The sequence below is a fragment of the Rubrobacter tropicus genome, from assembly GCF_011492945.1.
GTDB lineage: Bacteria > Actinomycetota > Rubrobacteria > Rubrobacterales > Rubrobacteraceae > Rubrobacter_D > Rubrobacter_D tropicus.
On record NZ_CP045120.1, the window covers coordinates 164,679 to 177,302 of the forward strand.

A 12,624-nucleotide genomic window follows, 5' to 3' on the forward strand; every position below is an offset into this window, starting at 1 on the left:
AGACGTGGTTCGCGGGCGGCCCGCTTCTCCATCAGCGGGTAGCAGGACTCCCCTTCTGGGATCGGGTCGCGCCGCGCGCCTAATGCGCGCGACCCGATCCCGCGCCCCCGTCGTCTCATTGGCGAAACGCCCGACGGGGTCGTCCCGAAGAGAAGGAGGCCAGCCGCACCGTGACGCAGACCACACCGGACCCCAACCTCTTCCCCGCCACCCCGACCGACGCCCCAGGCGTCCCCGTGAGCGGTCCCCGCGAGGATGCTGAGAACGGCGCGGCCAACGGCTCCGTAAACGGCTCCCCGCAGAAGCGCGGCTCCCTGGTCGGCGGCGCCCTCACCGAGGAGGCGCTCGCATCCAGCCGCCGCGTGCTGCACAAGTCCCGCGGCAACAAGAACGCCACCATCGGGCTCCAGCAGTGGTTCTCCCCGCCCGAGGCGGCCAACCTCATCGCCGGCGTGATGAGCGACCGCTGGGACACCCCCGGCGCCGTACTCGACCCCACCGCCGGCGCGGGCGCGCTCCTGGAACCCTACCCCGCCGGCAAGCGCTTCGGCATAGAGATAGACGCCGACCACGTCCCCGACACCGGCACCGCAGAGCCCGCCCAGGACGGCCTCGACGGGCGCGTCTCCTACCGCGGCATAGGCGGCGACGCCCAGAGGGTTATCCCCATGCTGCGCGCCGCCGGCGTGCGCTTCCCCGCGATCGTCCTCAACCCCCCGTTCGGGCTCGACTGGCGCGACGCCGTCCACGCGGGCGGCAGGGCCGAGAAGCAGATCAACTCCACCGCCCTCGCCTACCTGTGGGCGCTCGACCTGCTCAAGCAGTTCGGGCAGGGCGCCATGATCTGCGGCACCGACCGGCTCGCCAAGGAGGTCCTCTCCCGCCCCGAGGGCCGCGGCGTCTACGCCGTCGTGGACGTGGAGGGCCCGCTCTTTCCGGGCGTCGCGCTCCCCACCTCCATAGCCTTCTTCGTCCGTCCCGACGACCTCTCGGACGGGATCTCCGTGCTGCCCCGGCGCGGCGAAACCGGCCTGCCGGCGGTCCCCCCGGCCCACTTCACCGCCCGGCGCGAGAGCCTGCCCGGTCTCGCCGACTCCGTGACGGCCGCCCGCGACGCGCGCGCCAACTACGTCTCGACACACGCCCGCCTCGACGAGCTGGTCGACGGCTTCCGCGCCGTAGAGCGCGAGCACGGCCGGCGCCTGAAGGCCGCCCGGTCCAAGAAGGCCGCCCAGGACTTCGACCTCGACCTGCGCGGCAGCAAGGTCTCCGTGGGACTGTCGGCCTACACCCAACTCGCCCTCTCCAACGTGACGCGCCTGCGCGAGGTGCAGCTCCTCGCGAACAACCACGTCAGCTATTTCTCGCAGAACAAGCGCGGCTGGCGCCAGCTCCAGACGCTCGAAGCCGACGGCCTGGTCTCCATCTCCCCCGCCCTGCGCGGCGCGGCCACGAAAGCCGTCGAGGAGGCGGAGGCCCTAAGCACGCCCCTGTTTCCCCTGAAAAAGCAGATGCGACTGGGTTGGCTCGCGGATCTCGACCGGATCGCCTGCACCAGCGGCGACCCCAAGTACGGCTTCGTCGCCGGCGAGTCCTACGAGCTTTCCACCCGCTCGAAGGTCGCCTCCGAGACCCAGGAGCGCGTCGTGGAGAACCGCCGCGGCGAGCACGAGCTCAGGCGCTTTACCACCGAACGCAAGCTCCTGGAGGTCCGCGTCGGCTCCCACACCTTCGACGAGGGCAACGAGAACATACAGTTCCTCACCGACCACTTCGACTTCCCGGACCCAGGTTGCGTGGCGAGCCGCTTCCCCGAGCTCGTAAGCGACCGCCGCGCCCTCCTCAGGCACATAGAGCGCAAGAACAACTTCGAGTTCAAGCTCTTCCAGATAGACCACCTCTCCCGCCTCCTCGTCAGGGGGCGCGGGCTGCTGGCCCACGAGCAGGGTCTCGGAAAGACTCTCATGCTCATGGCGCTCGCCGAGGCCTTGCGCTACCTCGGTGCCGCCCCCTACTCGCTCTTCGTCTCGCCGCAGGACCTCGGCGCCCAGTGGGCGAGGGAATCCAAGCGCTTCTTTAACCGCCGCCTGGAGGTCATACGCACCCCCGGCGAGGCGCGGCGGGTCGCGGACCGCGTCGAGGCCGGCGAGGCGGGGTGGTGGTGGACCTACTTCGAGGCCCTGAGCATTGTCGGCCGCAAGAAGGAGCTGCTGCCCCACACGCCCCTCAGGCCCGCCGAAGATCTCCAGCGGAGGCTCCTTACCTACAAGCGGGCGAAGAAGAGCCGGGCCGCGATCACGGCCTCCGAAGTGAGGACGTTGACGGCCCAGGCCGAGAACACCGGTCCCGACCCCTACGACGACTACCTGCCCAAGGCGATCCCCCACGGGCCCAGCACCCGAGACGCCTGCCCCGAGTGCGGCGCCGACACCGCCGCCGGCTGGACCGGCGAGGTCTGCCACGCCCCGAAGCGCTGCGTGACCCACGACTCCGGCCGCTGCCCGGAGGACGGGATCGGCTGCGTCTTCAGGGGCTGCGGCTACGTCCACCGCTCCGTCTACGTCAAGAGCGCCTACTCCCACATCACGACCGCCTTCGAGGACGGCGTGACCTGCGTCGACGAGATCTCGGAGATCCGCGGCGAGGACTCCCTGCGCTCGAAGTCCGTCCGCGCCCTCGGGCGGGGCCCTCACAAGTTCGGCGCGACCGGAACCCCGCTCTCGAACTTCCTCGCGGACAGCTACTACCCGATCGGTTGGTCCCTGGGCTTCGGGACCCCGCAGTTCCCCTACGACCACGCCCGCGGGCGCTCCAAGTTCGAGTCGGACTTCTGCACGATCGAGCACATGCACGGCCGCGAGGAGGACGACGAGGAGAACGTCAAGAAGTCCCGCAAGATCCTCCCCCAGATCACGAACGTCTCCCAGTTCTGGCGCCTGGCGCAACCCTCGATCAGCAGGTGCAGAAAGGAACAGACCGGCGAGCCCCTCGTCGAGAGGACGTACTACCCGATCCGGGTCCCGATGGGGGTCGCCCAGCAGGAGATGCACGCCTACTGGATGGACAACTTCCCGGAGTATTTCCGCTGGAAGGACCCCCACCACGCCTTCGTGAAGAAGGGCCTGGTGGAGAAGTACGCCGCCACTTTGGGCCTGCTCTGGAGGCTAGAGCACGCCTCGACCCTCCCGGCCGCCGACGAGCCCTCGCGCCACTACCCCGACGCCGCCGGCGAGCTCACCGAGCTCTCCAACTTCACGCCGGCGACGCTCAAGGTGCTGGAGATCGCCATGAGCCACGCCGAGAACGGCGAGAAGGTCCTGATCGGCAGCGACCTCGTCCGGACCGGACTCTTCCTCTCCGAGCGGTTGCAGGAGAAGGGCGTCAACTCCGTCCACATAACGGAGGAGCGCGCCGGCAAGGTCGGCACCAAAAACCCCCGAAAGCGCGCCCGCGAGGTGGAGGCCTTCGCCAGGGGCAAGGCCCAGGTCCTTTGCGCGGGAGTCGGAGCCATGAAGCTCGGCCACGACCTCCACGCGGCCTCGACCGTGATAGTGCTGGGCCTCCCCTACAGCTTCATGGCCCTCGACCAGTTCCTCGCCCGCGTACACCGCCTGAGCTCCCCGAAGCCCGTCTCCGTCTACGTCGTGATCCCCAACGGCTCCCTGGCCGTGGACAAGTGGGAGCTCTTGAAGGACAAGGGCGGGGCCTCCGACCTGGCGTTCGACGGGGAGCTGAGCGTCCAGCCCGAGGAGGCCATCGACTGGAACGAGGTCCTGCGCAACATGAAGGCGAGGGGCATCCAGGCCGCCGGCAACGAGGTCCCCGAATCGGAGGTCGAGGCCGCCTGGCGCGAGGTCGCGCCCCTGCGACCGGCGATGCCTCCGCGCCGCATCCGGCAGCGCCCACCCGGCTCCTCCGGCCTGCTCCCGGGTCCCCAGCCGGTCTACGGCCAGCCCTCGCTCTTCGACCTCTCCGCCTGACGACGAATAGCCCCGGACGCCTACGCCCTGCGGGGCGTCCGGGGCCCCGGACGCCGGCAAGTCCGCCGACCAAAGGAGCACCTCGATGACAGACGTCTACCTCAGCGAGCCCGACCTCGCCCGCCCCGACGACTACCGCTACGTCGCGAACTGCGCCCCCCAGAACCTCAAGAGCCTGATCGTGATCGAGGGCGGAAGCGACCACAACCCCGAGGAAGCCCTCGACCGGCTCTACGAGGGCCTCCGCGAACTCGGCCTCGTCTCCTCCTACGACGAGATGAAAGTCCAGGACGATGCGGGGCTGCTCGAAACCTCACCCGCCGCGGGAACCGACGGGGCGTGAGCCGCCACGACGCCGGCCCGGCCGAACACCGCACCGTCAAGGCCGCCAGGCGTCTGCCCCGCAGCCCCGTCCCGGCCTACGAGGACCGGGAGGCGATGGTCCTCGGCCCGCTCGCGGTGCTGCCCGAGCCGCCCGACAACGCCGCCCGCGGGGAGCCCCACGGCTGGGCCGTCCTGCACGTCTCGACCGGCCGCGCGTTGGGACCGACGCTCCCGGACCGCGAGGCCGCCATCGAGGCCGCCCGGCTGCTGGCGAACGAGGACTGGGCCTTCGCCCACCCGGCCTACGCCGCCGCCGCGCTCGCCGAGAAGGTGCGCTCCGTCGTGCGCGAGGTTCTCGACCGCGACCGCAGAGAGGAGGAGGCCGGTGCAAACCAACCCGACCGCGCAGAGGCTCTTCGTCCCGGACGGGCTGCGTGAGCCCGAACCCATAACCGTGCTCTCCCACGGCAAGGGCCAGCAGTCCACGGCCCTGGGCTACATGCTCCACTACGAGCCGTGGGTCAGGGAGCGCTTCGCCCCGGGACGCCTCCTCACGATCTCGGCCGATACGGGCTCGGAACACAAAGAGACGCGCGAGCACGTCCGCTACCTGGAGGCGTTCTACACATCGGTGGGTGAGCACTGGGAACACGTCACCGCAGATAAGGGCTATCACACGGAGAAGTGGCGGTCCCTGGAGCACTTCTACTCCTCGGGCGAGCGCCGCCGCATAGGCAGCAAATCCTTCAAGCGCTCCTGCACCTGGCAGCTCAAGCTGTCCCCGTTCTACAAACGGCTCGAAGCCCTGCTCGCCGAGGAGTACGGCGTCTCCCACGGCCGCAAGAGGGGCCTCTACGAGTACGTCGCCATGACGGGGAGGCGCATCCGGGTCCTGATCGGCTTCAGCGCCGAGGAGGCAGAGCGCCGCATAGACCCCGACGAGAAGGTCAGGCCCTTCATCCGCAACTGCGTCGAGCGGGTCTACCCCCTCGACGAGCTCGGCATGACCCGCGAGGACTGCCGGGAGTACATCCGCTCGAAGGGCCACCCCGCCGTGGCCCCAAGCCTCTGCAAGTTCTGCCCGTTCAAGACCCCCTTCGACGTCTACTACCAGAGCGTCTTCGAGCCGGAGGACTACGAGCGCTGGGTCGAGATGGAGGCCGACAAACTCTTCGACTGGAAGGACGAGTTGCCCCAGGAGAAAAACCACGGCGTCTTCCCCGGAAAGGTTCTGCCCCAAGTCCTGGATGAGGCCCGGGACGAGTTCGGCGCGATGACCGCCGCCAAGATGCACGAGCGGCGCATGTCCGGGCACGGGGTCGCCTCAAGATTCTGAAGGCTCCCCCGCGCCCGACTCCTATGGCCCGTGGGGGGTCTGATCGGCCCTGTCGTCCCCTCTCACCGTTCGAGGAGGCACCATTGCCCGCGAAGAGCACTCCCGGCCGTGGGAAGGTCACGGTCCTTCCCACAGTCCATCCGACGCCTCCCCCACCGCCGCGGAAGACGGAGCCGAAGCCCGTCTACCGCTGCAACAGCGGCGAGAAGTGTCCCGCCTACGCCCAATTCGGCGAGGCGGAGAAGATCCGGACCTCGAAGGGCCTAAAGGGCTACTGCGACCGCTGCCTCAGCCGCCGCGGCGAGAGGGCCACGAAAGACCTCGAAGCCCGCCGCGTGGGCGGAGCCCCACGCCACCCAAGCGCCTGACCGCCGCCCCCACATCAAACGCCCCGCAGGAGGTAGCCCGAGCCATGCAAGCCCTCTCAGCCAACGACGCGGCCGTCCTCTGGCGCGCCCTCTTCGGGGATCAGTGCGGCCTGCTCGGCGTCCACTCAGCGCTCAGGCCGGCGCCCGGCTCGAAGCGCCTCTCGCGCCACCGCTCCCGCTTCTTCGACTATCCAAGCCGCGCCCGCGCCGCCGCCGAGTGGTGCCTCGGCAACTCCGCGGACGGCCTGGAGGCGTACTTCTGCGCCCATCTTCTCCTCGCCAAACGTCGCGTGAAGGCCAACGCCGCCCCCGTCCTCGCCCTCTGGGCCGACGCCGACGGCGCGGCGCTCGGTCCGGACTCGCCCGAGCCGACCGCCATCGTCGAGTCCTCCCCCGGACACGCGCACCTCTTCTGGCGCCTGACTCGCCCGATATCGCCGCTGCGCGCGGAGGAGCTCAACCGCAGGCTCCTCCTTGCCGTCGGCGCCGACTGCTCCGGCTGGGACCTCTCCCAGCTCCTACGGCCGCCGGGGACCCGCAACCGCAAGTACGAGGACGCCCCCACGGTCAACCTGCTGGAGTTGGATCCCGGCGTCGCCTACCATCCGCGGGAGCTCGACATCGCGCTCCCCAGCGAAGCTCCGCCCGTACCGTTCCCACAGTCTTGGGCCCGAGACCTCTCCACGGAGACAACCGGGGACGTCGATCTCAGCAACCTCTCGCCGCGGATGCGCGGACTGATCGCCCACGGCAACGCCGCCTCCGGGAGGCCCTACGAGACACGCTCGGAGGCGGACTTTGCCGTCGCCATAGCGATGTTCGGCGCCGGCTACGACGAGGCGGACGTCCGCGCCGTCCTCACCGATCCGGCCAACGGGATCTCCGAGCGCTACTTCGAGAGGGGGCGATACGGCGCACAGTACCTCACCACAACCATAGACAACGCCCGCGAGCGCGCGCTCCCAAGGGAGGCGCTCGCTGGCTACGGCCGGGGCGCCCGGGGTGTGGACCGCAGCGCCCGCAAAGCCCCGGCTGTGTCCGCACGCAAAGCCAGCTAACATGCTTCCCGGGTAACCCGGGACACGACAAGGAGGTTTCCCTCCCTTGCGCACCGACCGCCCGATGATTCGTCCGGGCTTCTTGCCCCCCTTCGTGCTCCAGAGCGTCGCCGAGCGCGGGACGCCGGCCCAGCGCGAGCGGGCCGAGCGCGCCCTCTCCCAGGACGCCGCCTTCCGCACGGGGCGGCGCATGACGCGCACGCGCACGACCCCCCACGCCGCCGAAAACCTGCTCCCCCCGGGCGTTTCCGGCAACGTCGCCCGGGACCTCGAGCGCCGCGTCCACGACGCCCGGAAACTCGAGGAGTTGCCGGGGGACCTCGTCCGCTCCGAGGGCGACAATCCCACCGGGGACGCCGCCGCCGACGAGGCCTACGCGGGCACCGGCGCCGCCTACGACCTGTTCTTCGACATCTACTCCCGAGGCTCCTACGACGGCGCCAACTCCCCCATCGTGTCGAGCGTCCACTACGGCCGCGACTACGCCAACGCCTTCTGGAACGGCGAGCAACTCGCCTTCGGGGACGGCGACGGCGAGCTCTTCAACCGCTTCACCGTGGCCCCCGACGTGATCGCCCACGAGTTCTCCCACGGCGTCGTCCAGTACAGCCCCAACCTCTCCTACGAGGGCCAAAGCGGGGCGCTCAACGAGTCCCTGTGCGACGTCTTCGGCGTGCTGACAAGGCAGCGCTCCGCCTCCGTGGAGACCCCGACCGAAAGGGACTGGCTCGTCGGCGCGGGCCTCTTCACCGACGCGGTCGAGGGACGCGCGCTCCGCTCCATGTCCGATCCCGGCTCGGCCTTCTCGGACCCCGTCCTGGGCGAAGATCCCCAGGTCGGCCGCATGGAAGACTACGTCGAGACCGAGGAGGACAACAGTGGCGTCCACATCCACTCCGGCATCCCCAACCGGGCCTTTTACCTGGCGGCGACAGCCATCGGGGGCCCCGCGTGGGAGAAGCCGGGCCGTATCTGGTACGCGGCCATGACCGACCCCGCGCTTACCCCCGACGCGGACTTCCGGCTCTTCGCCGGCATCACCACCCGCGCCGCGAGGCTGCTCTTCGGCCAAAGCTCCGCCGAGCACGACGCCGTTGCGGAGGCCTTCCGGGCGGTCGGGCTCGCCGCCGAGGACGCCGCCGGCCCCGCGTAGCGTCTAGAATGGTTCCCGCCATGCGCGTGACCATCAAGACCGAGGGCGGGACGGCCCACTTTCCCGGGCTCGCCCGCCCCGTGCGGATAGACACCGAGGACCTCCCGCCCGGCGAGGCGCGCGAGCTCGAAGAGAGTCTGCGGGACGCCGGGCTACTCGGCGAGAATCCTAACGATCGACGGGACGCCGGCGCACCCGCCAGGAACGTACGCGACGCCAGGCGCCACACGATCACCGTCGAGCGGGACGACGTGCGGCGCACCACCACGGTCAGCGACCCCGTATCCAGCCCGGAGATGAGCTCGCTGATCTCGCTCCTGGAGCGCCACCGCCGCCGCGTTCTGGCCGGGCTCCGCTAGCGCCCGAGGCCGTCTTCACGGCCTACCCCCCGCTCGACGGCCTCGTAGCGACCGTTGCGCTGCCGCCGAACCTGCCGGTATAATTCCCCTCGTCCGACAACAATCGGTGAAGCACTCCGGAACCAGGCCTGTGACGGGGCCCCGGAGCGAAACCGAGGAAGGTCGGGCGGTTAGACGAACACAACGAGACGGGAGCCCAGACCCCTTGCTGGCCTCGGTTAGACCGGGCGTGCAGGCACGCTCCGGCATCCTCCGGATACCCTACCGCCGATCCCATCCCTGGCGCCCCACGCCGCTACTCCTGCGGGCGCGCGTGTCCGCTCACCTCCCGGCGGGACCGCCGGCGCCGGCGAAGCCCGCTCCAACCCGCGCAAGGACGGCGTCCGAACGATGACCACCGCGCCCCCCGCGACCGCCGCGTCTTCGGACCCCCGCCCTCGGGAGCAACACGACCACATGAACGCCGTTGAAATACTCGAAGCCGCTCGCGAGGCGGGCCTCAAGCTGGCCCTCAACGGCGACAAGGATGCCGTGATGGCCGGCCCGCCGCACAAGATTACCGCGCGCATCCGGTCCTCCATCCGCCGCAACAAGGACGAGCTGATGCGCCACCTGCTCTTCCGGGAGGCCGCGGCTTACCTCCAGAAAAAGATCACCGACCGGGGGATGATTATGGACGAGGCCGCCGCGACGGCCGCCTGCAACGTTTTCTCCCAAGACCTCGGGGCGTTCGACGACGCATGGCGCACCAAAGATATAGACGCCTTCAAGGCTTTCCTCAGAGAACGTGTGAGGGACGCGGGGCGTACCCTGGCCGAGCACCAACGGGTCGCGCCGCCCCCCAGATCCTCGGGGGAGTCCCCCGATCATCCCAACTTACAGCAGACCCTCCCGGAGGCCTCGTGATGACTAGTATTTTCGGGCGATCCACTAGGGCGCGCGCCCTCTTGCTCTGGCTCGCGCTGGCCGCGTGCCTCTCCCTGGCCCCCGGCTGCTCGCCGTCCGCGGGTCGGGACGTCGCCGCCGACGCCCTCGACGCCGTCCGGCAGGCCGCCTCCTCCGGCGGCGCCGAGGCCGGCGGACGGCCGTCCAGCTCGGAGGAGGTCCGCGTCACCCGCGCGGTCGACGGGGACACCCTCGAGATCTCCCCCGGCGTCGCCGGCCATACAGACGTCAGGCTCATCGGCGTGGACGCCCCCGAGTCCGCCATCCCTGGAGAAACGCCCCAGCCCCTCGGCAAAGACGCCGCCGCGTTCACCTCCCGCGCCCTCGAAGGGCGAACGGTCGTACTGACCTTCGACGAGGAGCTCGTCGATCCCTACGAGCGCTTGCTCGCCTACGCCCGGCTCCCGAAGGCCGACCACACCCACAACGAGCGCCTGGTCCGCCTCGGCCTCGCCCAGGTGGCGATCTTCGAGCCCAACGACGCCCTCGCGGACAAGCTCTACGCCGACCAGGACGCCGCCAGGAGCTCGGACTCCGGCATCTGGTCGCTGCCCGCCCGCCAGCACTGTCAACTCGCCGACCGCGGCAACGGCATCGGGGAAGGTTCGATCGCATGCTGACCACAACCGCCGCCCGCCGCGACCCGGAACGCCCCGACCGTGACCATCCGCCCCGCCCGGCACGGCGCGGGGCCGTCCCGATAGGCCAAACGGCCCCGCGCCGGACCCGCAGAAAGGGAAGGTGATCCCCTTGGAGACCGAACGCCACGACGCCCAGGTATTCGAGGTCAACGACAACGCGCTCGCCGTCCTCGAGAAGCGCTACCTCAAGAAGAACGAGGCGGGCGACGCCATCGAGGAACCCATAGACATGTTCCGCCGCGTCGCCGGCACCATAGCCGAGCCCGAGGTGGACTTCGGAATAGCCCGCGGCCTCTCCGGCGACGAGGCCCGGGCCGTCTCCGAGGAGCAGGAGAAGCGCTTCCTTGACCTCATGCTCTCCCGGAAGTTCATGCCGAACTCTCCCACCCTGATGAACGCCGGTCGCGAGCTCGCCCAGCTCTCCGCCTGCTTTGTCCTCCCGGTGGAGGACTCCATAGACTCGATCTACGACACCCTCAAGCACCAGGCCGTCATCCACAAGTCCGGCGGCGGCACGGGTTTTGGCTTCTCGAAGCTCCGGCCGAAGGGCGACGTCGTCTCCTCGACGATGGGGGTCTCTTCGGGTCCCGTCTCCTTTATGAGCGTCTTCGACGCCTCGACGGACAAGATCAAGCAGGGCGGGACGCGGCGCGGGGCGAACATGGGCATCCTCAGGGTGGACCACCCGGACATAGAAGGGTTCATCACCTGCAAGCACGACAACGACGAGATCAACAACTTCAACATAAGCGTCGCGATCACCGACGAGTTCATGGAGAGGGCCCGCGCCGACCTCGACTTCGACCTCAAGAACCCCCGAGACGGCGAGGTCATAAAGACCGTAAGGGCGCAGGACCTCTTCCGTAAGATCGTCGAGGGGGCGTGGCTCAACGGCGAGCCGGGGGTGGTCTTCATAGACAGGATCAACGCCGACAACCCCACGCCGCAATTTCCCATAGAAGCCACGAATCCTTGTAGCGAGGCCCACCTCCCCGCCTACGATTCGTGCAACCTCGGCTCCATCAACCTGGAGCGCTTCGTGCTCACGGCCGCCCAAGCCGAAGAGAAGATCGCCCAGAACGGCCGAGCGTCCGGACCCCGCGCGCCGAAGGAGACCGACTGCGTGGACTGGGTCGCCCTCAAGGAGTGCGTGAGAACGGCCGTGCGGTTCCTGGACAACGTGATCGAGCAGAACGACTACCCCCTGGCGGAGATCGCGCGCATGAGCCGCGGCAACCGCCGCATCGGCCTCGGCGTGATGGGCTTCGCCGACGCCCTCGTAAAGCTCGGGGTTCCTTACGACTCCGGGCGGGCGCTGGAGCTCGCGAACTCATTTATGGAGTTCATCGACCGGCACGCTTGGGAGGCCTCCCGAGACCTGGCCGAGGAGCGCGGCGTCTTCGCCAACTGGGAAGGTTCCGTGCACAACGCCCGCGACGGCCGCCGCGTTCGGAACGCCACGGTGACGACCATCGCCCCGACCGGCACGATCTCCATGATCGCCGGCTGCTCCGGCGGCATCGAGCCGCTCTTCGCGGTCGCCTTCCTGCGCCGCCAGGCCGGTATGGAGATGCCCGACGTCAACCCCGAGTTCGTCAAGATCGCCAAGGACCGCGGCTTCTACTCCGAGGATTTGATGCGATCGGTCGCCGAGCACGGCTCCGTGCGCGACGTCGAGGAGGTGCCCGAAGACGTCCGCCGCGTCTGGGTCACGAGCCAGGAGATCTCCCCCGAAGACCACGTCAATATGCAGGCGGCGTTCCAGAAGCATACCTCGATGGGGATCAGCAAGACCATCAACCTGCCGAACGAGGCGACCATCCAGGACGTCGCCGACGCCTACACCCTCACCTACTCCGTGGGCTGCAAGGGCGTGGCCCTCTACCGCGACGGTTCGCGCGACGAGCAGGTGCTCTCGAAGGGGAGCGCCCCGACCGCCGCTCCCAGCTCCGGAGAGAACCCTCCGGCCGCCGTCGCCCACGGCCCCTCGCTGGCGGAGGACAGGAACGGCCGACCGAACCTGCTGCCCGGCGTGACCAGGAAGCTCGCGACCGGCCACGGCCCGATGTACGTGACGATGAGCGACGACGAGTTCGGCGCCAGGGAGTGCTTCGTGATCCTGGGCAAGCCCGGTGGGACGGCCGCCGCTTTCTCCGACGCCCTGGGCCGCATGATCTCGCTGGCGCTCGCCCACGGCGCCTCCCCCGCCAAGGTCGTCCACCAGCTGCGCGGCATCCAGGACGGCCACAGGGTCGGATTCGGGGAGAACACGGTGCTCTCCGTCCCCGACGGCGTGGCGAAGGCGATGGCCGAGCACTACCTGAAGGCCGAGGACGGCGCGTCCGCGGGGCAGCTCGCCTTGCCGGTCGCGGGCGCCTGCCCCGACTGCAGCGCGGGCCTCAGCCGCGAAGAGGGCTGCGTCGTCTGCCACTCCTGCGGCTACTCGAAGTGCTCGTGACG

General features: G+C 69.6%; 11 protein-coding genes. All 11 read left to right on the forward strand.

What is annotated here, in order from left to right:
* Positions 1-170 precede the first annotated feature (170 nt).
* A complete protein-coding gene (locus GBA63_RS22865; RefSeq protein ID WP_166180833.1) occupies positions 171-3,980 on the forward strand; it encodes a DEAD/DEAH box helicase in 3,810 nt (1,269 codons plus the stop codon).
* 85 nt (positions 3,981-4,065) lie between these two features.
* Entirely contained in the window at positions 4,066-4,323 is a 258-nt protein-coding gene (locus GBA63_RS22870; protein ID WP_166180835.1) for a hypothetical protein, read from the forward strand.
* Positions 4,320-4,742 (forward strand): hypothetical protein, encoded by a 423-nt coding sequence (locus GBA63_RS22875; RefSeq protein ID WP_166180837.1) that lies wholly within the window; start codon positions 4,320-4,322, stop codon positions 4,740-4,742. The genes GBA63_RS22870 and GBA63_RS22875 overlap by 4 nt, the downstream gene beginning before the upstream one ends.
* Positions 4,690-5,640 carry an adenine nucleotide alpha hydrolase family protein gene (locus tag GBA63_RS22880; protein ID WP_166180839.1) on the forward strand — a complete coding sequence of 317 codons (951 nt, stop codon included), beginning with the start codon at positions 4,690-4,692 and terminating at the stop codon, positions 5,638-5,640. Before GBA63_RS22875 ends, GBA63_RS22880 begins: the two co-directional genes overlap by 53 nt.
* An 83-nt stretch (positions 5,641-5,723) precedes the next feature.
* A complete protein-coding gene (locus GBA63_RS22885; RefSeq protein ID WP_166180841.1) occupies positions 5,724-6,008 on the forward strand; it encodes a hypothetical protein in 285 nt (94 codons plus the stop codon).
* Positions 6,009-6,052: 44 nt separating this feature from the next.
* Positions 6,053-7,066 carry a DNA-primase RepB domain-containing protein gene (locus tag GBA63_RS22890; protein WP_166180843.1) on the forward strand — a complete coding sequence of 338 codons (1,014 nt, stop codon included), beginning with the start codon at positions 6,053-6,055 and terminating at the stop codon, positions 7,064-7,066.
* 46 nt (positions 7,067-7,112) lie between these two features.
* A complete protein-coding gene (locus tag GBA63_RS22895; RefSeq protein WP_228282684.1) occupies positions 7,113-8,219 on the forward strand; it encodes a M4 family metallopeptidase in 1,107 nt (368 codons plus the stop codon).
* 20 nt (positions 8,220-8,239) lie between these two features.
* Entirely contained in the window at positions 8,240-8,578 is a 339-nt protein-coding gene (locus GBA63_RS22900; RefSeq protein WP_166180845.1) for a protealysin inhibitor emfourin, read from the forward strand.
* Positions 8,579-9,034: 456 nt separating this feature from the next.
* Positions 9,035-9,484, forward strand: a complete 450-nt coding sequence (locus GBA63_RS22905; RefSeq protein WP_166180847.1) for a hypothetical protein — start codon at positions 9,035-9,037, stop codon at positions 9,482-9,484.
* Positions 9,484-10,143, forward strand: a complete 660-nt coding sequence (locus tag GBA63_RS22910) for a thermonuclease family protein (RefSeq protein ID WP_166180849.1) — start codon at positions 9,484-9,486, stop codon at positions 10,141-10,143. Before GBA63_RS22905 ends, GBA63_RS22910 begins: the two co-directional genes overlap by 1 nt.
* Positions 10,144-10,273: 130 nt before the next feature.
* Positions 10,274-12,622 (forward strand): vitamin B12-dependent ribonucleotide reductase, encoded by a 2,349-nt coding sequence (locus GBA63_RS22915; RefSeq protein WP_166180936.1) that lies wholly within the window; start codon positions 10,274-10,276, stop codon positions 12,620-12,622.
* Positions 12,623-12,624 lie beyond the last annotated feature (2 nt).

Coding starts and splice junctions, on each gene's coding strand:
- GBA63_RS22900 (WP_166180845.1), top strand. CDS start 8,240: ATGCGCGTGACCATCAAGACCGAGGGCGGGACGGCCCACTTTCCCGGG.
- GBA63_RS22905 (WP_166180847.1), top strand. CDS start 9,035: ATGAACGCCGTTGAAATACTCGAAGCCGCTCGCGAGGCGGGCCTCAAG.
- GBA63_RS22910 (WP_166180849.1), top strand. CDS start 9,484: ATGACTAGTATTTTCGGGCGATCCACTAGGGCGCGCGCCCTCTTGCTC.
- GBA63_RS22890 (WP_166180843.1), top strand. CDS start 6,053: ATGCAAGCCCTCTCAGCCAACGACGCGGCCGTCCTCTGGCGCGCCCTC.
- GBA63_RS22870 (WP_166180835.1), top strand. CDS start 4,066: ATGACAGACGTCTACCTCAGCGAGCCCGACCTCGCCCGCCCCGACGAC.